The sequence below is a fragment of the Yersinia mollaretii ATCC 43969 genome (assembly GCF_013282725.1).
GTDB lineage: Bacteria > Pseudomonadota > Gammaproteobacteria > Enterobacterales > Enterobacteriaceae > Yersinia > Yersinia mollaretii.
The window spans coordinates 1,828,507-1,852,280 of record NZ_CP054043.1 but is presented as its reverse complement, the minus strand read 5'-3'; the positions used below and the strand labels follow the sequence as shown (position 1 = coordinate 1,852,280).

Here is a 23,774-nt window from a genome sequence, read left to right as displayed (position 1 = left end):
GGTATTACAGATTATTACTAAGATATTACCTTTGGGTTTATAGAGCATGACTATAGCCACACCTATCCGTCTGCTGGTGCGCCCTATCACCGCAGCAGACAATCTCGCTATCGCCAATGTTATCCGCGACGTCTCGGCTGAGTTTGGCCTGAGCGCAGATAAGGGCTATACCGTGTCTGACCCGAATCTGGATCACTTATATGAGCTGTATAGCCAGCCGCGTAGCGCTTACTGGGTGATTGAAATCGACGGTAATATTGCCGGTGGTGGTGGTGTTGCCCCCTTATCGGGTGGTGAAACCGATCTGTGTGAGTTGCAAAAGATGTACTTCTTGCCAATCTTGCGCGGTAAAGGTTTAGCGAAGCAATTGGCATTACAGGCGCTAGAGTTTGCTCGCCAGCAGGGCTTTGGCCGCTGCTATCTGGAAACCACCGCCAGCCTAACCAGCGCTGTGGGCTTATATGAAAGATTGGGTTTTGAGCATATCGACGGGCCGATGGGCAACACCGGTCATGTGGATTGTGAAGTCACGATGCTGAAAGCGCTTTAGTCTCTGCACCCTGAAGTTAATGACAATGTGCCCATAGCGGAGAGAACAGCCAGATCGTAAAGACGCCGTAAAATCGTCCCTGATGGCTCGAGCCGCGCCATCCTTGGCGCGGACGCTTTACTCTTCTGCCTATCCTCTTCACTCCAGATCGAGTTCTCGGGTTTTGTCAGCAGTCTGAGCTGCATTACTCCCTAATAAATTCCCCAAAGTCATTGGTGTTACAGCAAGGCAGCAAACGAGTAAATCCCGATGAGCTGACTCAAGTCAGTGATTCGGGTAAGCGAGTGCCGCTAACACAGCTGTAGCGTCAAGGACGACGGGGATATTAGTGGCGCTTACCGTCGTCGTCTTCATCAACCAACTCTTCGTCGTCGAACTCGCCGTCTTCATCATCTTCTGCGTTAGGATCTTCGTAGTAAGTACCCCAGCCGTCGTAATTTACGCCACAGGTTTCAGCCAGTGCAATAAGCTGCTCAACCTGCGCATCAATGATTTCAGCATTCAGAGCCACTTCACTGATCACATCACAGCACATCACCAGAGAGCCATCTTCCACTTCCAGCTCTTCTGCATCGGTCACTTCGTAACCTAGCTTGAAGGCTTCAACAGCGGCCTTTTCCAACACTTCGAACTTTTCAGCAGAAAGGTGGTGTTCAATCGTGTACAGCGCATCGGGATCGCTACCATCGTCCAGCAGTTCTTCGATGATTAGGCGGGTCTCGTCACGTTGTTCGTCTAGCATTTCGCGGTTTGCCATGCCTTTATCCTCAGTCAATGGGCTTAGTATGGCGCTATTTTCCCACACCCACGCGGTTGCCTCCACTATAAACGAGAAAGATTTATTGATGGGGGTTGTGTTTGCATATTTATACGTATAAATTGAATTTAAATTCAATTAGACTATTCAGGATGCAAGCTATGAGCACTATGAGTCAGTTCTACAAACGTCACTTTCTAAGGTTACTAGATTTTACCCCCACCGAGATTACGGCCCTGCTGGATTTGGCGGCTGAGCTAAAGCAAGCCAAGAAATCCGGCTGTGAGCAGCAAAAACTGGTAGGTAAGAATATCGCGCTCATCTTCGAAAAAGACTCGACCCGTACTCGATGCTCTTTCGAAGTTGCCGCATATGATCAAGGTGCGCGCGTGACTTACCTCGGCCCAGGAGGGAGCCAAATTGGGCATAAAGAGTCAATTAAGGATACCGCCCGTGTATTAGGTCGCATGTATGACGGTATCCAGTATCGGGGTCACGGCCAGCAAGTGGTTGAAACATTGGCTGAATATGCGGGGGTGCCAGTGTGGAATGGACTGACCAATGAATTCCACCCGACTCAGCTACTGGCGGATTTATTAACCATGCAGGAGCACCTGCCGAGTAAGCCGTTGAGTGAAATGAAATTTGCCTATCTCGGCGATGCACGCAACAACATGGGTAACAGTATGTTAGAAGCCGCCGCACTGGTGGGGATGGATTTACGTCTGGTCGCACCAAAAGCGTGCTGGCCGGAGGCCCAACTGGTGGCAGATTGTCAGGCGCAGGCGAAAAAAACGGGCGGAAAAATCACCCTGACAGAAGATATTGCCGAAGGCGTGAAAGGCGCTGATTTCCTCTACACCGACGTTTGGGTCTCGATGGGGGAGCCAAAAACCGTCTGGCACGAACGCGTGGCACTGCTAAAACCTTATCAGGTCAATATGAATGTGGTGAAGCTAACGGGCAACCCGCAGGTCAAGTTCCTGCACTGCCTGCCCGCATTCCACGATGACCAAACTCTGCTGGGTAAACAGATGGCAGAGCAGTACAACTTACCGGACGGGATGGAAGTCACCAACGAAGTGTTTGAATCCGCTCACAGCATCGTGTTTGATCAGGCCGAAAACCGCCTACACACCATCAAAGCGGTAATGGTTGCCACCCTCAGCCAAGCATAAAAATACGCGATTTTTTGCATGACCCAAGGGCCGATTCATTATTGGCCCTTAATCCTTTCCCACCCAATCGATAGGCGTTATTGGCGCAGATAGTTTGGACGCAACCAGCGCGGAGAAAACGGAGCGTACACGTAGTACGTGAGTATTTCGAGCACTGCTTGCGTCCAAAATAGCAAGTAAAATAGCCTATTTAACAAACACCTTAACGACGGCCTTACGCACATGTGCCGGCTCACCAACGGCACACAATGGTTTATGCACTTCACCGGGATAGAACACCACAAAATCACCAGCTTGCAGTACAATTTGCTTCTCATCGACACCCGCTGGTAAAAAAGCAATATCTTTGTCCGCCAACCAGTCAGTATCGGGCTTGCCCGCAGGCTGATTACTGAAGGTCATCCCCTCAATACCAGCCAAAATAATCTGGATATCCAGATACTTGGCATGATATTCCGCTCGACGATTCTCCAGATAATCCGTGCTGTCATTGGAAATCAGCACGAACAGATTATTGCCATCAATATCATGCTTACCCAAAGGGGTTTCTGCGGTGATATGGCTTTTCACATATTCAATGGCGTCTTTCAATTGCGTAGGCAAATAAGGCAACAATTCCAAATGATGAATATTTCCGGTAATCATGGCTTTCCCTTTCGTGTCAGTAAAATGAAATAACGTTCCATTATAACCATTTCACTGTTCAAGGCGTGGAAAGATTTCGCCAAAAAAATAGCCGGTTTCGACTCCCAATCCAAAATGCCCTCATAATTATTACGTTTCTGTAATACTTCTTTATCACTTATTGTTATAACAAATAACTGTTGAGACTTTGACCACAGACAGCAAAGCCACTATCGTGAGAAACTGCGATGAAATAGTCGAAAAAACAATAATTTCCTAGCAATGTTAACGGTATCTACTTGCCATCAATGCGAAAAGCATGGGTGGCCGAATCCATTTCAGGGAGTCTCAATGAAAGCTAAAATTCTGTCATTATTGGTTTTGACAGCACTATCTGGCAGCGCACTAGCAGCAACGCCGCCGGATACGCTGGTTGTCGTGCAATCCCTGGATGATATCGTCAGTCTGGACCCAGCAGAAAGTAATGAGCTGTCTAGCATTCAGACCGTGCCAAGTCTCTATCAACGCCTGATACAAGCCGATCGTGATAACCCGGAAAAAATTGTGCCGATTCTGGCTGAGAGCTGGCAAGGCGACGCCGCTGCCAAAACCCTCACCGTGAAATTGCGCCCAGACGCTGTGTTTTCATCCGGCAATCCGGTACAAGCCGATGACGTAATTTTCTCCTTCACTCGCGCCATCAAAATGAACCGCTCACCGGCCTTTATTCTTAACGTGCTGGGTTGGGATGCGAGCAATATCGATCAACACCTGAAAAAGATCGACAAAAATACCGTGCAACTGAGCTGGAGCGCCGATGTCAGCCCCGCCGTTGCCCTGAATATCTTATCAACGCCAATCGCCTCCATTGTGGATAAAAAAGCGGTGACCGCGAATGTGAAAGAGAACGATTACGGCAATGCTTGGCTGAAAATGCATTCAGCGGGCAGCGGCCCATTTAAAATGCGTGTTTATCAGCCGCATCAGGCCATCGTGTTGGATGCCAACCCAACATCGCCGGGTGATAAGCCGCTGATTAAAAATATCATTATCAAAAACGTGCCGGATCCAAGCGCTCGCCGCCTACTGATCCAGCAAGGTGATGCCGATATCGCCCGTGAGTTAGGGCCAGACCAGACTGCCGCGCTGAAAACAGAAGCGGGCGTCAAAGTGGTTGAGATCCCCTCTGCGGAGCAAAACTACTTGGTCTTTAACACCGCAAACCCAGCCAACCCGCTGCTGAGCAAACCCGAATTCTGGCAGGCTGCACGCTATTTGGTTGATTATCAGGGCATTACCAAAGATCTGCTGAAAGGCCAATATTTCGTGCATCAAAGCTTCCTGCCAGTCGGTTTACCGGGCGCGCTAGAGAGCAATCCGTTTACCTTTGATCCCGCTAAAGCCAAAGAGATTCTGACCAAAGCGGGCATTAAAGATGCGACTTTGACGCTGGATGTTGAGAACAAACCGCCGTTTATCACCATCGCCCAATCACTACAGGCCAGCTTTGCCCAAGGTGGCGTGAAACTGGTGTTACTGCCTGCCGCGGGCAGTCAGGTCTATGGCCGAGTCCGTGCCAAACAACATCAGTCCGCTATCCGCTTATGGATTCCGGATTACTTTGATGCGCACTCCAATGCCAGCGCCTTTGCCTATAATGATGGTAAGAGCAGCACCGTGGCGGGCTTAAATGGCTGGGTCATTCCTGAGCTGAATAAGCAGACATTGGCCGCCGTGGCGGAAGCGGACCCGGCGAAGCGCACCGCGCTCTACACCCAGTTGCAACAAGAGCTGCAACAGAACTCGCCTTACATCTTTATTGATCAAGCCAAAGCACAAGTTGTGCTGCGAGATAATGTTAAGGGCTATCAACAGGGGCTGAATGCAGATATGGTCTACTATGACCGTGTCAGTAAATAAGGTATTCCCTGCGTGCTTGAAGTTGCAGGGGTGTGAGTTACGCGCACCTGCAACACCAATAACTTTGGATATAGCCTCGCTGACTTATCAATAAAGTTTTATGAAATATAAGTAGGTTGGTAGTCGATGTCTGTCGCACTAAATCAAACGCCGGGAACCCTATCCCGGCGTCGTCTTTGGGGGTTTTTACAGGGATTATTGACTCTGGCCCTAACCCTATTCGGTCTACTGGTGATCACCTTCTTCCTGTCGGCCATGTCGCCCGTGGATCGGGTGCTGCAAATCGTCGGCGACCACGCCAGTGAAGCCACTTATCAGCAGGTAAAGCACCAGCTCGGGCTGGATCAACCATTAGCGGTGCAGTTCTGGCACTATTTGGTGCAGTTAGCCCATGGCGATTTGGGGCTTGCCAGCGCCAGCGGTCAGCCGGTACTGCAAGATTTGCTCACCGTTTTCCCCGCGACACTGGAACTGGCGACACTATCGCTAATTATTGGTGCCACCCTCGGGGTTATCCTCGGCTTATTGTGCGCCCGCTGGGCAGGCAGCAAGCTGGATGCCACGATTCGCTTTATCACCTTGCTGGGTAACTCGGTGCCTATCTTCTGGCTTGGCTTGCTGATGCTATTGCTGTTTTATGCCCGGCTGCAATGGAGCCCCGGCCCCGGTCGCCTCGATGATATTTATCAATATACCGTGGAAGCGAAAACCGGTTTTGCCCTGATCGACACTTGGCGTTCTGGCGATAGCGGAGCTTTTGGCAATGCCCTCGCCCACTTGATTTTGCCAGTTGCCCTACTCTCTTACTATGCGCTAGCCAGCATCACCCGCCTGACCCGTTCGGCCTGCTTGAGTGAACTGAATAAAGAGTACATCACACTGGCGAGAGCCAAAGGTGCGGGTGAGATGCGCATTCTACTGATGCATGTGCTGCCGAATATCCGTGGCACCCTGCTCACTGTGATTGCGCTGGCCTACACCAGCATGTTAGAGGGCGCGGTGTTAACCGAAACAGTCTTTGCCTGGCCGGGGATTGGCCGCTACCTGACCAGCGCCCTGTTTGCCGGAGACACTACCGCCATTATGGGGGGAACCTTGCTGCTCGGCATGTGCTTTATTTTGATTAACAATGTAACGGATCTGCTGGTCCGCTTGCTGGACCCGAGAACGCGCTGATATGTCGATAACACTTATTATGCCTCTAACAAAAATCCGCCACGCGCTAAAGCGCTCCCCCTCCACCAGCATTGGGCTATTTATTCTCTCCTTGCTGGTGATTATTGCGATTTTCGCGCCGTGGCTTGCCCCCCAAGATCCTAACTGGCAAAACGCCGCTGACCGATTGTTGCCGCCCGGTGCCGCTGGGCACTGGCTGGGGACTGACAGCTATGGCCGCGATATGCTGTCGCGCCTGATTTATGGCACCCGGCCAACACTGGGTTTGGTGCTGTTGGTCACAGTGATCACACTGCCGCTCGGGCTGCTGGTTGGGGTGCTTTCCGGCTATTACGGCGGCTGGCTCGAACGTATTCTGATGCGCGTCACGGATGTAGTGATGTCGATGCCACGGCTGATTCTGGCCTTTGCTTTTGTGGCGATGCTCGGCCCCGGTTTAATTAATGGCGCATTGGCATTGGCACTGACCACATGGCCAGCCTATGCCCGTCAAGCGCGCGCCGAGATTCAACTATTGCGCCAAAGTGACTATCTGGCGGCGGCAGAGATGATGGGTATCAAGGGGTTACGCCTGCTGTGGGGCCATATTTTACCCCTGTGCCTCCCCTCAGCAGTGGTACGGCTAGCATTGGATCTGGCCGGGATTATCTTGGCTGCGGCGGGGTTAGGTTTCCTCGGTTTGGGTGCTCGGCCGCCCATGTCCGAATGGGGTTCGATGGTTGCTGACGGTATGCAGGTTATCTTCGACCAATGGTGGATCGCCGCCATTCCGGGCTGTGCTATCTTGCTCAGCAGCATGGCATTTAATCTGTTAGGCGATGGCCTGCGCGATATTTTGGACCCTCACCATGACTGATAAAATTTTTGCCGTAGAGAATTTGTGTGTCGATTTTCAGCAACAGCGGGTGGTGGATAATATCTCCTTCCACCTCGGCCACGAGCGGGTGGCGTTAGTGGGCGAATCAGGCTCCGGCAAATCCATTACCGCCAGAGCGCTAATGGGGTTAGTCCGCTCTCCGGGGAGAGTCAGCGCCAAAAAACTGAGCTATTTCGCCGATAATACCGATGATCAGGGAGAACCCGGTCAGGTTATCGAGCACGATTTATTACAGTTGAAGCCGAAACAGTGGGGCGCACTGCGCGGTAAAGAGATCGCGATGGTGCTGCAAGATCCCCGCTATGCCTTGAATCCGGTACGCACGGTGGGCAAACAGATCGAAGAGTCCCTGCTGCTGCACAATTCACTTTCCGGTGCTGACACCCGTGAGCGGGTCTTAAATGCGCTGGCCTCCGTCGGATTAAATGAGAGCGCCTACGACCAATACCCCGGCCAACTCTCTGGTGGCATGGGGCAGCGGGCGATGTTAGCCATTGCGTTGGTGAATAACCCCCGCGTATTGATTGCTGACGAGCCAACATCGGCCTTGGATGCCAAGCTCCGTAACCAAATCCTTGAGTTGATCGTCGAGCAGACCGAGCAGCGCAATATGAGTTTGCTGCTGATCAGCCATGACCTGCCATTGGTCTCAGAGCATTGCCACCGCGTGTTAGTGATGTATCAGGGGAAATTGGTGGATCAAGGGCTGGCCGCCGAGCTGCCGCACTCGGCCCACCCCTATACCCATACCCTGTGGGCTTGCCGCCCGAATGCCAGCACCTATGGCACTGACCTGCCGGTATTGGATCGCAGCGCGGATTTTTCTGGAGGCTCCCGTGGCACTGATTGAAGTCAATAACCTACGGGTCAGTTTTGCCCAGAAGAATCAGGTGAAAACTGCCGTTGAATCGGTCAGCTTTGCGGTTGAAGAGGGCGAGACTTTCAGCCTGATCGGCGCATCCGGCTGTGGCAAATCCACCGTGCTACGCACACTGGCGGGGTTGCAGCGGGAGTGGCAAGGCGAGATTACCTTGCTGGGTAAGCCGTTGCAGCCGGGGCAGCGCTTCACCGGACTACTGCGCAAAGAGGTGCAGATGGTGTTTCAAGACCCCTATGCCTCACTCCACCCCCAGCATAATATTCAGCGCACACTGGGTGAGCCGTTAAAAATTCACGGCGAGAAACATATTCAGCAGCGGATTGATCAAGCCTTGGCGCAAGTGGGCCTGCCCGCCTCTGCGGCGCTGCGTTATCCCCATCAGTTCTCCGGCGGTCAGCGCCAGCGCATTGCCATCGCCCGCGCCCTGCTATTGCGGCCAAAACTGCTGCTGCTCGATGAACCCACCTCGGCGCTAGATATGTCGGTTCAGGCTGAGATCCTCAATCTGCTCAACCATTTGAAACGCGAACACGGCATGACCTATTTGCTGGTGAGCCACGACAGTGACGTGGTGGCCCATATGTCTGAGCGCGCAGCCATGATGGAGAGTGGCAAGATAGTGAGGGAGTTCTCGCGGCGGGATTTGGAGTTGGCGGAACATTTTATGGGGTAAAGGGGGATTAGGCTTCGGTGTTAGGAGAGGGAAGATCGGATCATTGTTTCGGTTCAGTGTTCGGTTCGGTTGACATGAGATTGGTGCTCACTTGACCTTCAATGCCTCAACCGCCAAAGAGGTCACAAGCGCGTGACCCCTTGTGGAATCCCCGCGCTTGCGCACGTATCGCTTGCCCACTTCGTGGGTGCCCTCCACTCATCGTTTCGGCTGACGGACGGCTTTATTCGCATCCCTGCTCATGACGCCTAAAACGGGCGTCCTGCCCGTTTTCCTTGCCTTCACTCTTCTCTCGGCAGCTCAAATGTGCTTTTAACATCAAAGTCAAAACCCCAGATCGGATTTTGATCTTCTTTTTTGACCTTGAGCGCAATAGAGATATTGCCGACAAAGATTTATCAACCGAAATCAGACGCCATCAACCTCAGACACAATCAACCTTTCACCCGCCCCTATAAAAAATGCAAATCTCCTCAACTGAACAGCAAATAACCCTAACGCCATTTTCCTTGCTCTACGTCAATTTTGTTTATCACCACCCATATATAGTGCTTGTGAGAGAAAAGATACCTATATGTAGTAGTTATCCACAAAACCATCCACACCCCCTCGCAACCCTTATGTACTGCGGGTCGGCTTGTGAGATGGCCTTGTGGATAACCCTACGCGGCAGGATACAGGAGCGATATCGTGAAAACAGTAGTGATTAAACGGGACGGTTGTCAGGTGCCTTTTGATGAGGTGCGGATCAAGGAAGCCGTCGAGCGCGCAGCTTTAGCTGTTGGCGTTGTGGACGCAGATTATTGTGCAACTGTTGCCCGGGTGGTCGCTCAGACGATGGAGAACCAGCCGAAGGTTGATATCCGCGATATCCAAAATGCGGTCGAAAACCAATTGATGGCCGGTCAATACAAGCAGCTAGCCCGAGCCTATATCGAGTATCGCCATGACCGAGATATCTCGCGGGAACTGCGGGGTCGCCTGAATCAGGAAATCCGGGGTTTAGTGGAGCAAAGCAACAAAGCGCTGCTGAACGAAAATGCGAATAAAGACAGTAAAGTGATCCCGACACAGCGCGACCTGCTGGCCGGTATTGTCGCCAAACACTACGCCAAACAGCATATCTTGCCGCGCGATGTAGTACTGGCCCATGAACGCGGTGAGATCCACTATCACGATCTGGATTACGCGCCCTTCTTCCCGATGTTCAACTGCATGTTGATTGACCTCGATGGCATGTTGACGCAGGGCTTTAAAATGGGCAACGCGGAGATCGAGCCACCGAAATCCATCTCGACGGCCACCGCTGTCACGGCACAAATTATCGCGCAGGTTGCCAGCCATATCTATGGCGGCACAACCATCAACCGTATCGATGAAATTCTGGCTCCGTTCGTCACAGAAAGTTTCAATAAGCATAAATCTGTGGCGCAAGAGTGGCAGATCCCGGATGCCGCCGGTTATGCCATGTCGCGCACCGAGAAAGAGTGTTACGACGCCTTCCAGTCACTGGAGTATGAAGTCAATACCCTGCACACCGCTAATGGCCAGACGCCCTTTGTCACCTTCGGTTTCGGGCTGGGCACCAGTTGGCAGTCGCGCATGATCCAGCAGGCTATTTTGCGTAACCGCATTGCGGGTCTAGGCAAAAACCGTAAAACGGCCGTCTTCCCGAAACTGGTGTTTGCTATCCGCGATGGCCTCAATCACAAATTTGGCGATCCTAACTACGATATCAAACAGTTAGCGCTGGAGTGCGCCACCAAGCGCATGTATCCCGACATTCTGAATTATGACCAAGTAGTGAAAGTCACTGGCTCCTTTAAAACGCCGATGGGCTGCCGCAGCTTCCTCGGGGTTTACGAAGAGGAGGGTAAACAGATCCATGATGGCCGTAACAATCTGGGGGTAATCAGCCTTAACCTGCCGCGTATCGCGCTGGAAGCCAAAGGCGATGAAGATAAATTCTGGCATATGCTGGATGAGCGCCTGCTGTTAGCCAAAAAAGCCCTGATGACCCGCATTGCCCGTCTGGAAGGGATCAAAGCGCGGGTCGCACCTATTTTGTATATGGAGGGGGCTTGCGGTGTGCGCTTACAGGCGGACGACAATATTTCTGAAATCTTTAAAAACGGCCGCGCATCCATCTCACTGGGCTTTATCGGTATTCATGAAACCGTTAATGCGCTGTTTGGTCATCAGGCCCATGTCTTTGATGATGAAAAGTTACGTGAAAAAGCCGTGGCGATCGTTGAGCGTATGAGACAAGCCACCGATAGCTGGAAAGAGGAAACCGGCTACGCCTTCAGCCTGTACAGCACGCCAAGTGAAAATCTGTGTGATCGCTTCTGCCGCCTTGATACCGCTGAGTTTGGCGTGGTCGAGGGCGTGACAGACAAAGGTTACTACACCAATAGCTTCCATCTGGATGTCGAGAAGAAAGTGAATCCCTACGACAAACTGGATTTCGAAGCGCCCTATCCGCCATTGGCTAACGGCGGTTTCATCTGTTACGGCGAGTACCCTAACTTGCAGCATAACTTGCGGGCGCTGGAAGATGTCTGGGACTACAGCTACAGCCGAGTCCCCTATTACGGCACCAACACGCCGATTGATGAGTGCTACGAATGCGGCTTTACTGGCGAGTTCTCCTGCACCAGCAAAGGCTTCACCTGCCCGAAATGCGGTAACCACGAGCCGTCGAAAGTGTCAGTCACCCGCCGGGTGTGTGGTTATCTGGGCAGCCCCGATGCACGACCATTCAATGCTGGTAAGCAAGAAGAGGTCAAACGCCGAGTGAAACATTTGGCAAGCGGGCAACTGGGCTGATTCTCGGTGTGAAATTGCTCCCTGTAACACGGAATTACCCAAATTATATGAATTTTCATCAATACTACCCGGTCGACGTCATCAACGGCCCCGGCACTCGCTGCACCCTGTTCGTCTCCGGCTGTGTGCACGAGTGTGTGGGCTGTTATAACAAAAGTACTTGGCGATTGAATTCCGGTAAGCCGTTTACCCCAGAAGTGGAGGATCGGATCATCGCTGATCTGAATGACTCCCGTATCCCGCGTCAGGGGCTATCCCTCTCCGGCGGCGATCCACTACACCCGCAAAATGTGTCCGCTATCTTGCAACTGGTCAAACGCGTGCGTGATGAGTGTGATGGCAAAGATATCTGGGTCTGGACGGGCTATACACTCGATGAACTGACTGACGAGCAACAACAAATAGTTGATCTCATTAACGTGCTTGTCGATGGCAAATTCGTGCAGGATCTAAAAGATCCCTCCCTTATCTGGCGCGGCAGCGGCAATCAGATGATTCACTATTTGCGTTAACAAGTCATTTCGCTAGCAAGTCAGATAGCCTTAAATCAATTGGCAAAGTTATAGGTTAATGTGGCATTAAACCGCCAATCTCGGCGGCTACTGTCACTGGGCAGGTCGCCAATCGGCCTTGCCCCTTCCAGTGATAGCGAATAGTGTTTGTTATCACTAAACGTCACCCCCACGGCATAGGAAGCCAGCTTCTTAGACGGGAAGATAGCCGAGTTGTACCCCGTGTGGGCGGTATCCACGACCACGTAAGGCTGGACGGTTTTCAACCAATTTCCCTTTTCACGATTGTGTATATAGCGCATTTCTACCTGCCCACCATAGCCGTAATCGCCCATCGCTTCGCTGTCTGGATAACCCCGGCCAAACCTGATCCCGCCGAACGTCACCTGCTCAGGTTCCGGCAAATCATTATCCGACCAATCGCCTTCCACCGCCGCACTTAAGCGCCATTTTTCATCCATCAGATAAGCCCCATCGCCAGTGAGTTTCCAGCGGGTAAAACCTAAGTCCCCCCAAGGAACAGAGCTGCCCGCCAGCGCACCATTGACCCCTTGGCGCACACTGGCGCGGGTGCTCCAATAGGCTTTCGTATATTCACGATACCCAGTCAATGCCAATTCGGCGGCTGGATAATGCATTCGCTGATTATTGTCTTCCAAATCGACCAATAAATTATTTTGGCTATTCAGTCTGGCGCGTTGCTTCAGGGTAAAACTTTTTTCCAGATAATCCAGCCCACCACTTACTGTCCATTGCCGTTTACGGGTTAATACCAATGGATAACTTAATACTACGCCGCCGGTATATTGCACCTGCTCAGTGCGAGCGGCTAAGGTGATATTCTCGGGGTAGATAGTCAGTAAATCCGTATAATCTTTCGGGGCCTGCTTATAATAACTGCCACGGGTTTGCAGCAATAAGCCATCACTGCCTAAATATTGTTGGTAGTTTATCCCTAGATATTGATCTCTATTTTTATTATTAAGCGGTAATAGTGTGGCGATACCCAATTGCTCAGCATAGGGGGTAAAACCACTTAAGGTCGCATTAAGCACCCCACTGTATACCCCTTTGCGGCTATCCAGTGCGGTAGTCACATTCCAATAACGCGGATGGTCAGCTTTAATATCCAATAATGTCGCACCATAAATATTATCTGGATTTTTCGCTGTGGCGATCACTTTAGTATCCGGTGTACGAGTCATCAAAATATTGTAGCGCTCGAAGGTATCCAGCGTCAGCGGCTTCTCTGCCATAATGCGCTGGGACAGCTTGGTCAGCCAGCGGCCTATCATCGTATTATCACTTTGAATACGGGTGTTCGCGATATAACCTTCAACCAATCCGACTTTTAATGTGCCATTGGCGAAATTGTCGGAGGGCAAATAAGCATAGGAGAGCACAAAACCGTCTTTCTGATAGCGCTGAGTAATAGACTGCGTTGCCACCAGCAAACTCTTTAATGGCACTTTTTTGCCAATATAAGCATTAAATGGCTCACGAAGCTGTTGAATGTCATATTGGGTGCCACCGATAAACTCAATATTTTTCACATCAATCAGTGTATCGAGTGTTAATTTAGGGCCGGGTGCCGGGGGGGAAATAACCGGTGGTGCGGGTCGAGCGGGTCGGGTGAGTTGTGGTTTCGTGATATCACGAGATATTTTTGAGGGGTTATTGGGATCGATTAACATCGGCACGGTATTCGCCCATGCACTGTATTGCCACCCCAAGAACAATAATAGCCACGCTCTATTATTCATAGAATATTTCCTTAGGCGCACACAATATTATAATTTTAATAGTCTATTTTTATTATCTTTAAATGAGACGCTCCCCTGAGAATAAGCAGGGGAGCTAATCTCGCGATGGCTTAGTAGGTTTTCGGTTTCAATAACCCGCCCAATCCACCACTGGCACTCGCGCTGGCCGAAGCTGAAGCCCCTGCGGTTAATCCGCCAGTGACACCGCCAACCGTGTTATTAACCCCAGACAACAGGCCATTAGAGCCACCTGTTGAGGTGGGTGAAGAGACCAGACCGCCAGTACTCGACACCGCCTGACCCGTGCCTTGCAACACTTGGCCTACCCCCGCTAAAGCCGGTGAGCTGCTACCCACTTGAGTCCCAGTGGCGGTCACACTCCCGCCCACAGTGGTCAGCAAGTTATTCACAGGTGTACCCACCCCGGTGGTGGCACCGACAGATTGTGTAATGCCCTGTACCTGACCCACTACTGGCGTCACGATCCCGGTTGCTGCCGTGGTCAACTTGCTGGTGGTCCCAGTTTGCAGATCTTGCGCCAGTCCATTGCCAATGGCGTTGACTGCGCCTCCGGTCTTATCCACCAAGCCGCCCGCAGTTCCGGTCACACCCGCCAATGGCGTATTGGTGCCGATACCTGAAACTGTGCCGCCTAATCCTGAAACCCCGGTGCCGACATCAGCCACCGCTTTCGGTACTCCGGCTGCGGTCGTCCCTAATGCATTAGGATTATTTCCCAATTGACCGACACCGGTCTGTAATCCGGTCCCGACATCACTGACGGCATTACCCGCGCTATCAACCACGGTGACCAGACCCGTGCCGACCACAGGCAAGCTGCCCACTGGTGTTTGAGTGACCACACCGCTGACGGTATTACCGACACCATCCACCGCATTACCGACGCCACTGACAACATTGCCGACCGGAGAGTTACTGGTTGTCGTACCTCCGCCAGAACCGCCTCCAGTGCCGCCTCCCGTGCCTCCACCAGTACCTCCGCCAGTTCCGCCGCCCGTCCCTGAGTCACCCGTTGTCTGGCCTGAATTCGTCTTCGCCGCATTGTGGGAGCCGCCGCCACTTCCGCTACAAGCTGCAAGAGAGCAAGCAAGCAATATGGCCAGACTTATCTTGCTCAGATGGCTAATATTATTAGGGCGCATAGTATAAACCCTCAGAGAGAACGCCACGGTGGCGTCACTTAATTGTAAGAGATACTTATGTTTCCCTCAAGTTGCATTAATGTTTATTTTATGTTTAATGCAATTAATTGCCGAATGGACATCTATCAGATTGATAATGTGATAAATATTTTTCTTGCAATCAGCTCACTTTTGCGCCCACGAAAACTGCTGTGTCGCCCTAAAAATTCATCGTAGCGCCATCTCCGCTTAACCCTACTGTCATGAAGCAAAGCCAGCATAACGGTGAGATCACTTACTGGTTATCGCCATGACAATCACCTCACTGCTCGCCCGTTGGACGCTCTCTACTGCTTCATCTCATCGGGTCGTCAGGGGTGATGGTGCTGAGAGAGGATATATCTGCCATGAACTTATCTAGACCACCGACCAGTTTCCCCACCCGCTATCAACAAATTGCGGCCCAGCTAGAGCAAGAGCTGCGTGGCACCTACCGCTGTGGTGATTACCTACCTCCTGAGCAGCAACTGGCTGATCGTTATCAGGTTAACCGCCATACTTTGCGTCGTGCCGTTGATGAGTTAGTTGAGCGCGGTTGGCTGCAACGCCGTCAGGGCATCGGCATTTTGGTGTTGATGCGCCCCTATGACTATCCACTTCATGCCAATGCGCGCTTTAGCCAAAACTTACTTGATCAGGGCAGCGACCCCACCAGTGAGCGCTTACTAGCCGTCTTGCGCCCTTGTGTCGAGCATGTCGCTAAAGCACTCTCGCTGGAAGAGGGCACCCCGGTTATCCATTTACGCACCCTACGACGAGTGAATGGCGTGCCAGTCTGCGTGATCGATCACTATCTGCCAGACTTGAGTTGGTGGCCCGCGCTACAGCAGTTCAACTCTGGCTCGCTACATCAATTCATCACGCAGCATCTGCAACACCCGCTAAGCCGCAGCCAGACCCGCATCAGTGCACGCCGTGCGCAGGCCAAAGAGAGCCGCTTGCTGGAAATTGCCACCCATGCGCCGCTGCTGTGTGTGCGCACCTTAAATATCGGTGTCGATAGCCAACAGGTGGCGGAATACTCCGTCAGCCTGACCCGTGCTGACATGATTGAACTGACCATGGAGCACTGAATGGAAAGCACCTCAACCACTCGGCAGGGCTGGATGTCAGTGTTGGCGCACAGCCAACCGGCTGAACTTCTCGCCCACTGGCAGCAACTAAACCTATCCCCGGCGTATCAAGTCATTCGCGCCCCGGAGATTGGCTTGAATCAATTACAGGCCAGAATGGGGGCCACTGGCCGCCGATTTATTCTCGGCGATATGACCATTACCCGCGCAGTCATCAAGCTGAATAACAGCGCCGATATTTATGGCTACAGTTACATTGCCGGGCGCAATAAGCCCCACGCGGAACTCTGCGCACTGCTGGATGCTTTACTGCAAATGTCCACCCTGAATAATAAACCGGCGGGCCTAAGCGAACTGCTGCTAAAAACGGTGGTTTATCCACTGGCGGCGGTCCAGCAGGAGCGGCGACAGCTCCGCGCTCGCGCTATCGCCTCTAGCAAAGTCGATTTTTTCACCTTGGTGCGAGGTGAAGACTGATGAACTTATTTCCCCATTTTGCCCACCCCGTTGACGATGCCCAGCACACTTTTCGCCGCATTCTCAAGGCGCTGAGCGAACCCGGTGTGCTGGTCGCGCTGCCCTCTGTCACTGGCTGGCAGCCGCTGAATCCCGCCACCACCGCGATTCTGCTGACACTGGCGGATCAAGAGACGCCACTCTATCTGGATGGCGCACTGAGCAGTGACGCAGTGCAACACAATCTGCGCTTTCATACCGGAGCACCACTGGCGGCTAGCAGTGCCACAGTCAGCTTTGCACTATTTAGTGAGGCGGTCACCGCAGCGCAACTGGCCGCCTGCCCAGTCGGTGACGAATTCTCACCAGAACACGCCACCACGGTGTTGATTCAAACTGACAGTCTGCATCACGGTACGCCTTTACGGCTGCGCGGGCCGGGCATTGAACACAGCCGCTCGATTGCGCCGCAACTGCCTGCCGTCGTGCTGGAGTACCTGCTTAACCGCCCCGCCATATTCCCTGCGGGCCTCGATTTTCTGTTGACCTGTGGTGAGACCCTGATGGCGATCCCACGAACCACCCATGTGGAGGTGTGCTGATGTACGTTGCAGTCAAAGGGGGCGAAAAAGCCATTGCGGCCGCCCATCAATTGCTGGAACACCAGCGGCGCGGTGATAGCCAGATCCCGGCGATCGATTGCGAGCAAATCGAGCAACAGTTAGGGCTGGCAGTGGATCGGGTGATGACCGAAGGGGGCATCTACGATCGTGAACTGGCCGCATTAGCCATTAAGCAGGCCAGCGGTGATCTGGTCGAAGCCATTTTCTTACTGCGTGCCTACCGCACCACCTTGCCGCGCCTCGCGGTCAGCCTGCCGCTGGCGACAGAAAACATGCGGCTGGAGCGGCGTATCTCGGCGATTTACAAAGATTTGCCCGGTGGTCAGGTGCTCGGCCCGACCTACGATTACACCCATCGGCTGCTGGATTTCACCCTGCTGGCCTCCGGTGATGCACCGCTGGCCCCGCGCGCTGGCGCAGCACAGTCGGATGATTTATTGCGCAATAATTGCGCCCATGTATTTGATTTACTGGCGCAAGAGCAGCTCGCGCACGCTGAGCAAGATGACGGCGCGCCGCCGGAAGATATCACCCGCCATCCGCCCGTTTACCCCTGCAACCGCTCGGCGCGGCTGCAACAACTGGTGCGCGGTGACGAAGGTTTTCTGCTGGCGCTGGGTTACTCCACCCAGCGCGGTTATGGCCGCACCCACCCCTTTGCCGCCGAAATTCGTAGCGGTGACCTGACCATCTCCATCCAGCCGGAAGAGCTGGGATTTGCTATCGACATTGGCGAGATCCTGCTGACCGAATGCGAAATGGTGAATGGTTTTGTCGATCCCGCCGCCGAACCGCCGCACTTTACCCGAGGTTACGGTTTGGTGTTTGGTCGTGGCGAGCGCAAAGCCATGTCGATGGCACTGATGGACCGCGCCCTGCAAAGCCGCGAATATGACGAGAGCGTCACCAGTCCGGCGCAAGATGAGGAGTTTGTGCTGGCCCACGCGGATAATGTCGAAGCCGCCGGATTTGTCTCGCACCTCAAACTGCCCCATTACGTCGATTTTCAGGCGGAGTTGGAGCTGCTGAAACGCCTGCGCCGTGAGCACTTCTCCTGCGCAGAGCCATCTTCCGCCCAAGCAGAGGAGCCGCACCATGACTGAGGTTCTCGCCGGTTACAATCTGGGCTATCTGGATGAGCAGACCAAGCGCACCTTGCGCCGCGCCCTGCTGAAAGCGGTGGCAATCCCCGGTTATCAGGTGCCATTTGCGGGGCGTGAGATGCCGATGCCTTATGGTTGGGGCACTGGCGGCATTCAGCTCACCGCCTGCTTGATTGGCCGTTCGGACGTGCTGAAAGTGATTGATCAAGGGGCTGATGACACCACCAATACGGTGTCGATCCGCCGCTTCTTCCAGCGGGTTAGCGGCGTGGCCACCACGGAAAAAACCACCGATGCCACCCTGATCCAAACCCGACACCGCATTCCTGAAACGCCGCTGGCCGAAGATCAGATTCTGATCTACCAAGTGCCGATCCCTGAACCGCTGCGCTTTATCGAGCCACGGGAAACCGAAACACGGAAAATGCACGCGCTCGAGGAGTACGGCGTGATGCAGGTGAAGCTGTACGAAGATATCGCCCGCTATGGCCATATCGCCACCACCTATGCCTATCCGGTCAAAGTGAATGATCGCTACGTCATGGACCCCTCACCCATCCCGAAATTTGATAATCCCAAAATGCACATGATGCCCGCCCTGCAACTGTTTGGGGCGGGTCGCGAGAAGCGCCTGTATGCCCTGCCGCCCTTTACCAAAGTGGAGAGTCTGGATTTCGACGATCACCCCTTCACCGTGCAGCAGTGGGATCACCCCTGCGCCCTGTGTGGATCGCGTCACAGCTATCTTGATGAGGTGGTGATGGATGATCAGGGCAGCCGGATGTTTGTTTGCTCAGATACCGATTTCTGCCAGCAACAACTGGCGCAGATAGCCGCCCAAGATAGCCCGCCACATGAGGTAAATATCCGATGATCTCAGCACGTGCTGTTTCAGCCCCCGCCGCCCATCCGCTGTTGTCGGTGGAGAATCTCACCCATCTGTATGCACCAGGCAAGGGGTTCAGTGATGTCTCGTTCCAGCTCTATCCTGGCGAAGTTTTGGGGATTGTCGGTGAGTCTGGCTCGGGGAAAACCACCCTGCTGAAGTCCATTTCGGCGCGGCTCGCCCCGCAACAGGGGCAGATTATTTACTGCCCTGACCCGCAGCAATCCCTTGATTTATATCAGATGACCGAGAGTCAGCGTCGCCGTTTACTGCGCACCGAATGGGGTGTGGTGCATCAACATCCCTTGGACGGCTTGCGGCCGCACGTCTCGGCGGGCGGTAATATCGGCGAGCGCTTAATGGCTGTCGGCCAGCGCCATTACGGCGAGATTCGCCAACAAGCCGGCCGCTGGCTGGAAGATGTCGAGATCCCGCTCTCCCGTCTGGATGACCTCCCCACCACCTTCTCCGGCGGCATGCAACAGCGGCTGCAAATTGCCCGCAATTTGGTAACCCACCCGAAGCTGGTGTTTATGGACGAACCCACTGGCGGGCTGGATGTCTCGGTACAAGCACGGCTGCTGGATTTACTGCGCAGTCTGGTGGTGGAGATGCAGCTCGCCGTGGTGATTGTCACCCACGACCTCGGCGTCGCTCGCCTACTGGCCCACCGTCTGCTGGTGATGAAAGAGGGCCAAGTGATCGAAAGCGGCCTCACCGACCGCGTGCTGGACGATCCTCACCACCCCTATACCCAGCTACTGGTTTCATCGGTCTTACAAAACTGAGTGAGAGCTTACTATGACCCCCCTACAACTTAGAGTTGAAAATCTCAGTAAAACCTTCGTGCTGCACCACCAGCACGGCATTCGCCTGCCAGTCCTGCACCAAACCTCCCTTGAGGTGAGCGGCGGCGAATGTGTGGTGTTGCACGGCCATTCCGGCAGCGGTAAGTCCACTCTGCTACGCTCTTTATATGCCAACTATCTGCCTGACAGCGGCCATATCTGGGTCAAACATCAGGGAGAGTGGCTGGATATGGTGGCCGCTGAAGCGCGGCAAATCATGGCCGTGCGCCGTCATACTGTGGGTTGGGTCAGTCAGTTCTTGCGGGTGATCCCACGGATCAGCGCCTTGAATGTGGTGATGCAACCGCTGCTGGAGTTAGGTGTCGATCGCCAAGTTTGCCAGCAACGGGCGCAGGATCTGTTGACGCGCCTGAATGTCCCGCCACGGTTGTGGGATCTGGCCCCCTCCACCTTCTCCGGCGGCGAGCAGCAACGGGTCAATATTGCCCGTGGTTTTATTGTGGATTACCCCATTTTGCTGCTGGATGAACCCACCGCATCACTGGATAGCAGCAACAGCGCGGCGGTTATGAGCCTGATTGATGAAGCCAAGCAGCGCGGTGCCGCCATTGTTGGGATATTCCACGATGAAGGCGTGCGCAACCATGTCAGTGACCGCTTGCTAGTGATGACACCGCCGCCCTCTTATGTCAGCACGGAGATCTCAGCATGATCCTCAACAACGTCAATCTTATTCTGGAAGATCAGGTGGTCAATGGATCACTGGAAATCAAGAGTGGTGTGATCCGCAGCTATAGTGATCGCCCAACCCAACTTTCAGCGGCGATAGATGGACAAAATGGCTGGCTGTTGCCGGGGTTGATCGAGCTGCATACCGATAATTTGGACAAATTCTTCACCCCACGTCCCAATGTCGATTGGCCCGCCCATTCGGCGATGAGCAGTCACGATGCACTGATGATCTCCTGCGGAATCACTACCGTGCTGGATGCAGTTGCGGTCGGTGATGTACGCGATGGAGGCCATCGGCTGGATAACCTGCAAAAAATGATTAATGCGGTGGTGGAGAGCCAGCGGGCGGGGCTTAACCGCGCTGAACACCGGATTCATTTGCGCTGTGAATTACCTCATGAAAGCACTCTGCCACTGTTTGAAGAGTTGATGATGCAGCCGGAGCTGTCACTGGTGTCGCTGATGGATCACTCGCCGGGCCAGCGCCAGTTCGCCTCTCGGGCCAAATATCGAGAGTATTATCAGGGTAAATATCACCTTAACGACCAGAAAATGGCGGAATTTGAGGAGGAGCAAGTCACTCTGTCAGCCCGTTGGTCAGCACCGAATCGAGCCGCCATTGCCGCGCAATGTCGTCAGTTGGGCATCCCGCTCGCCAGCCATGATGATGCAACCGCCGAGCATGTGGCGGAGTCCCAAGCGCTGGGCAGTGTGATCGCCGAGTTTCCGACCACCGAGGCAGCGGCCAGCGCCTCCCACCAACAGGGGTTGCACGTCTTGATGGGTGCGCCGAACATTGTCCGCGGCGGCTCCCATTCAGGCAATGTCGCCGCGCACCAACTGGCATCACTGGGCGTATTGGATATCTTATCGTCTGATTATTACCCCGCCAGCTTGCTGGATGCCGCATTCCGTATCGCGGATGACGAAACAAACCACTTCACCTTGCCGCAAGCCATCAGTCTGGTGACGCGTAATCCCGCGAATGCCCTAGGGCTGGGAGATCGCGGGGTTATTGCGGAAGGTAAACGGGCAGATGTGATTCTGGCGCGTGAGCATCAGGGTGTACAGAGCAAGCATATTTACGTGCAAAACGTCTGGCGTCAGGGAGTACAGGTGTTCTGATGGCGCGATTAATCTATCTGATGGGAGCCTCTGGCGCAGGCAAGGATTGCCTATTGTCAGCGTTGCGGGCGGGAAAACCGACGAATATCATCGTGGCTCACCGCTATATCACCCGCGAGGCCCATGCCGGAGCGGAAAATCATATCGCGCTGAGTGAGCAAGAGTTTCTCCTGCGAGTAGAACAAGGATTGTTCGCCCTGTATTGGCAGGCGCATCAGCACCACTATGGGGTGGGTATTGAGATCGATTTCTGGTTACAGCACGGGCTGGATGTGATGGTGAATGGCTCCAGAGCCTACTTACCGGAGGTCGAGCGGCGCTATCCCGGCCAATTACTGCCCCTGTGCCTGACCGTCTCCCCCCCCATTCTGGCACTGCGATTGCAGCAGCGCGGACGGGAAAACAGTGAGCAAATCAGTGAGCGCTTACAACGGGCACAGCACTACCAGCAGCAATTGCCGGTGAACTGTTTGCAACTCTGCAATGATGGTGAGTTACAGCAGACGCTGGAGCAGTTGCAGCATTTACTGGCCACTCATCCCGCCTCAGGCGATGGCATTGGGGGGCAAAAATGGAGCTAACATTGTTAGGTACGGGATGCGCCCAACAGATACCGGTATTTGGTTGCGACTGTGTGATTTGTGTCAACGCCAGAGCGCAGCCCGCATTGAGGCGAAAACCGTGCAGTGCCATGTTGCGCTATCGGGAGGAAACGACCTTAATTGATGCCGGATTGCCGACACTGGATCAGCAGTTTGCTGCGGGGGAAATTCAGCGTTTTTTGCTTACACATTACCACATGGATCACGTTCAGGGGCTATTTCCGTTGCGTTGGGGGTGCGGAAATTCGATCCCGGTCTACGGGCCGCCCGATCCCGACGGCTGCGATGATCTCTATAAACACCCCGGAATACTGGCATTTCAGCCGCCATTGCGGGCATTTCATTCGGTTCGATTTGGTCAGCTACAGGTGACTCCGGTGCCGCTAAATCACTCCAAAATCACCTTCGGCTACTTGCTACAAAGCCACAACCGGACTCTTGCCTACCTGACCGACACTATCGGGCTACCCGCCGACAGCGCCCTGTTTCTTGCCAGCAAAAACATTGATTTACTGGTGATGGATTGCAGCCATCCACCTCAAATTCCGCCGCCCCGCAATCACAATGACATTACAATGGCACTGGCTATTGGTGATCTATTGATGCCAACCGCCCTGCTGTTGACCCACATCAGTCACCAACTTGATAGGTGGCTACTCGACAACTCACTCCCCGCAGGAGTAACCATCGCCCACGATAATCAGACCATCGCCTTGCCCTAATTAGCGCTGCATCTCGGCTGACGACAAAATCGTCACCCCGGCCTTCGGTGGTGCAAAAGCCTGATCCAATAGGGCTTGCGCCACATGTTTGGCTTTAATCAACCGCCACTTATCGGGCAGTAGCGCAAACAGCGGCGCGCTGAGACTCTCCATTAATCGGGGCTTGGCCCGCTGACCTGCCAGCATCGAGGGGCGAGCAATGGTGAGTTGCGGCCAGCCCTGAGCCTGTAAATCCCGCTCGGCTTCGCCTTTGGTGCGGTTATAAAACAGCCAAGAGTGTGGGTTAGCCCCCATCGCGCTCACCAGCAGAAAATGCCGTGCACCCAAGCGCAGACCCGTTTCGCCCGTCGCCAGCACCAGCCGATAATCCACCTGACGAAATGCCGCCTGACTGCCCGCTTGTTTACGGGTGGTGCCCAGACAACAGAACACCAAATCCACCGGATCATGCAGTGTTTTCAGCACTTCGCCGATATTCTCACCCTGCGGATTGGTCAGTTTATTCATGGCGGGCAATGGCTTGCGGGTAGGTGCAATGATGGATGTCACTCGGGCATCCAAACGTAACAGGCGCAGTAATTCGCCGCCCACCAGGCCACTTGCGCCCAGTAATAGTACCTTCGCCATCTGACCTCCCAATAGAACGCTAACGCCTCCCAACTCGCGGAAGCAATCACCCAATAAATTGTTATTAATAATACA

The 23,774-nt window shown here is 53.6% G+C and carries 24 protein-coding genes; 19 read left to right on the top strand and 5 right to left on the bottom strand.

All coding sequences use genetic code 11. The features are described from left to right. The first annotated feature begins 46 nt into the window (after window positions 1-46). On the top strand, window positions 47-550 hold the full coding sequence (locus tag HRD69_RS08265; RefSeq protein WP_004878252.1) for a GNAT family N-acetyltransferase: 504 nt from the start codon (window positions 47-49) through the stop codon (window positions 548-550). A gap of 325 nt (window positions 551-875) precedes the next feature. Here HRD69_RS08265 and rraB read toward each other — a convergent pair whose 3' ends face one another. After that, complete coding sequence (rraB, locus tag HRD69_RS08260; protein WP_032815611.1) at window positions 876-1,307, bottom strand: ribonuclease E inhibitor RraB; 432 nt, start codon at window positions 1,305-1,307, stop codon at window positions 876-878. A 170-nt stretch (window positions 1,308-1,477) separates the two neighbouring features. Between rraB and argF the strand changes: the two genes are divergently transcribed. Next, a complete protein-coding gene (argF, locus tag HRD69_RS08255) occupies window positions 1,478-2,485 on the top strand; it encodes an ornithine carbamoyltransferase (protein WP_032815615.1) in 1,008 nt (335 codons plus the stop codon). Window positions 2,486-2,671: 186 nt separating this feature from the next. On the opposite strand, the gene HRD69_RS08250 is transcribed toward argF, so the two are convergent. Next, the gene (locus tag HRD69_RS08250; RefSeq protein WP_004878093.1) at window positions 2,672-3,130 is read right to left on the bottom strand and encodes a NanQ anomerase/TabA/YiaL family protein; all 459 of its coding nucleotides are present in this window, start codon (window positions 3,128-3,130) and stop codon (window positions 2,672-2,674) included. A gap of 330 nt (window positions 3,131-3,460) precedes the next feature. On the opposite strand from HRD69_RS08250, the gene HRD69_RS08245 reads away from it, so the two are divergent. The 7 genes from HRD69_RS08245 to nrdG all read left to right on the top strand — a co-directional run bounded on the left by HRD69_RS08245 (window position 3,461) and on the right by nrdG (window position 11,976). Then, the gene (locus HRD69_RS08245) at window positions 3,461-5,029 is read left to right on the top strand and encodes an ABC transporter substrate-binding protein (RefSeq protein WP_004878094.1); all 1,569 of its coding nucleotides are present in this window, start codon (window positions 3,461-3,463) and stop codon (window positions 5,027-5,029) included. Window positions 5,030-5,155: 126 nt separating this feature from the next. Beyond that, window positions 5,156-6,205: an ABC transporter permease gene (locus tag HRD69_RS08240; RefSeq protein ID WP_004878096.1), complete on the top strand. Its 1,050-nt coding sequence runs from the start codon at window positions 5,156-5,158 to the stop codon at window positions 6,203-6,205. Between the two features lie 19 nt (window positions 6,206-6,224). Continuing rightward, window positions 6,225-7,061, top strand: coding sequence for an ABC transporter permease (locus HRD69_RS08235; RefSeq protein ID WP_004878098.1), 837 nt, complete (start codon window positions 6,225-6,227; stop codon window positions 7,059-7,061). Continuing rightward, window positions 7,054-7,932: an ABC transporter ATP-binding protein gene (locus tag HRD69_RS08230; RefSeq protein ID WP_032815612.1), complete on the top strand. Its 879-nt coding sequence runs from the start codon at window positions 7,054-7,056 to the stop codon at window positions 7,930-7,932. The genes HRD69_RS08235 and HRD69_RS08230 overlap by 8 nt, the downstream gene beginning before the upstream one ends. Further along, window positions 7,919-8,635 (top strand): ABC transporter ATP-binding protein, encoded by a 717-nt coding sequence (locus tag HRD69_RS08225; RefSeq protein ID WP_032815614.1) that lies wholly within the window; start codon window positions 7,919-7,921, stop codon window positions 8,633-8,635. Before HRD69_RS08230 ends, HRD69_RS08225 begins: the two co-directional genes overlap by 14 nt. 690 nt (window positions 8,636-9,325) lie before the next feature. After that, window positions 9,326-11,464 carry an anaerobic ribonucleoside-triphosphate reductase gene (nrdD, locus tag HRD69_RS08220; protein WP_004877861.1) on the top strand — a complete coding sequence of 713 codons (2,139 nt, stop codon included), beginning with the start codon at window positions 9,326-9,328 and terminating at the stop codon, window positions 11,462-11,464. 47 nt (window positions 11,465-11,511) lie between these two features. Continuing rightward, window positions 11,512-11,976 carry an anaerobic ribonucleoside-triphosphate reductase-activating protein gene (gene nrdG / locus HRD69_RS08215; protein ID WP_004877862.1) on the top strand — a complete coding sequence of 155 codons (465 nt, stop codon included), beginning with the start codon at window positions 11,512-11,514 and terminating at the stop codon, window positions 11,974-11,976. Window positions 11,977-12,011: 35 nt separating this feature from the next. Here nrdG and HRD69_RS08210 read toward each other — a convergent pair whose 3' ends face one another. Continuing rightward, window positions 12,012-13,739: a ShlB/FhaC/HecB family hemolysin secretion/activation protein gene (locus HRD69_RS08210; RefSeq protein ID WP_172984610.1), complete on the bottom strand. Its 1,728-nt coding sequence runs from the start codon at window positions 13,737-13,739 to the stop codon at window positions 12,012-12,014. A 110-nt stretch (window positions 13,740-13,849) separates the two neighbouring features. Then, window positions 13,850-14,902: a collagen-like triple helix repeat-containing protein gene (locus tag HRD69_RS08205; RefSeq protein ID WP_004877864.1), complete on the bottom strand. Its 1,053-nt coding sequence runs from the start codon at window positions 14,900-14,902 to the stop codon at window positions 13,850-13,852. A gap of 386 nt (window positions 14,903-15,288) precedes the next feature. Between HRD69_RS08205 and phnF the strand changes: the two genes are divergently transcribed. From phnF to phnP, 10 genes are read left to right on the top strand one after another with little or no spacing between them, the layout of a single operon-like run. After that, entirely contained in the window at window positions 15,289-16,014 is a 726-nt protein-coding gene (gene phnF, locus HRD69_RS08200; protein ID WP_032815547.1) for a phosphonate metabolism transcriptional regulator PhnF, read from the top strand. Continuing rightward, the gene (gene phnG, locus HRD69_RS08195; RefSeq protein WP_032815548.1) at window positions 16,015-16,491 is read left to right on the top strand and encodes a phosphonate C-P lyase system protein PhnG; all 477 of its coding nucleotides are present in this window, start codon (window positions 16,015-16,017) and stop codon (window positions 16,489-16,491) included. It begins immediately after the preceding gene. Then, window positions 16,491-17,072 carry a phosphonate C-P lyase system protein PhnH gene (gene phnH / locus HRD69_RS08190; protein ID WP_032815550.1) on the top strand — a complete coding sequence of 194 codons (582 nt, stop codon included), beginning with the start codon at window positions 16,491-16,493 and terminating at the stop codon, window positions 17,070-17,072. The genes phnG and phnH overlap by 1 nt, the downstream gene beginning before the upstream one ends. Continuing rightward, window positions 17,072-18,196: a carbon-phosphorus lyase complex subunit gene (locus HRD69_RS08185; RefSeq protein WP_004877869.1), complete on the top strand. Its 1,125-nt coding sequence runs from the start codon at window positions 17,072-17,074 to the stop codon at window positions 18,194-18,196. Before phnH ends, HRD69_RS08185 begins: the two co-directional genes overlap by 1 nt. Continuing rightward, window positions 18,189-19,070, top strand: coding sequence for an alpha-D-ribose 1-methylphosphonate 5-phosphate C-P-lyase PhnJ (locus HRD69_RS08180; RefSeq protein ID WP_032815551.1), 882 nt, complete (start codon window positions 18,189-18,191; stop codon window positions 19,068-19,070). Before HRD69_RS08185 ends, HRD69_RS08180 begins: the two co-directional genes overlap by 8 nt. After that, a complete protein-coding gene (gene phnK / locus HRD69_RS08175) occupies window positions 19,067-19,870 on the top strand; it encodes a phosphonate C-P lyase system protein PhnK (RefSeq protein WP_032815553.1) in 804 nt (267 codons plus the stop codon). Before HRD69_RS08180 ends, phnK begins: the two co-directional genes overlap by 4 nt. 13 nt (window positions 19,871-19,883) lie before the next feature. Further along, on the top strand, window positions 19,884-20,603 hold the full coding sequence (phnL, locus tag HRD69_RS08170) for a phosphonate C-P lyase system protein PhnL (protein WP_004877874.1): 720 nt from the start codon (window positions 19,884-19,886) through the stop codon (window positions 20,601-20,603). Next, complete coding sequence (gene phnM / locus HRD69_RS08165) at window positions 20,600-21,748, top strand: alpha-D-ribose 1-methylphosphonate 5-triphosphate diphosphatase (protein ID WP_032815556.1); 1,149 nt, start codon at window positions 20,600-20,602, stop codon at window positions 21,746-21,748. The genes phnL and phnM overlap by 4 nt, the downstream gene beginning before the upstream one ends. Next, complete coding sequence (gene phnN / locus HRD69_RS08160) at window positions 21,748-22,329, top strand: ribose 1,5-bisphosphokinase (RefSeq protein ID WP_032815557.1); 582 nt, start codon at window positions 21,748-21,750, stop codon at window positions 22,327-22,329. The genes phnM and phnN overlap by 1 nt, the downstream gene beginning before the upstream one ends. Further along, entirely contained in the window at window positions 22,320-23,072 is a 753-nt protein-coding gene (phnP, locus tag HRD69_RS08155) for a phosphonate metabolism protein PhnP (protein WP_032815558.1), read from the top strand. The genes phnN and phnP overlap by 10 nt, the downstream gene beginning before the upstream one ends. Here the strand turns inward: phnP and HRD69_RS08150 are convergent, their stop codons facing one another. After that, window positions 23,073-23,699: a Rossmann-fold NAD(P)-binding domain-containing protein gene (locus HRD69_RS08150; RefSeq protein WP_050538438.1), complete on the bottom strand. Its 627-nt coding sequence runs from the start codon at window positions 23,697-23,699 to the stop codon at window positions 23,073-23,075. Between the last annotated feature and the right edge of the window lie 75 nt (window positions 23,700-23,774).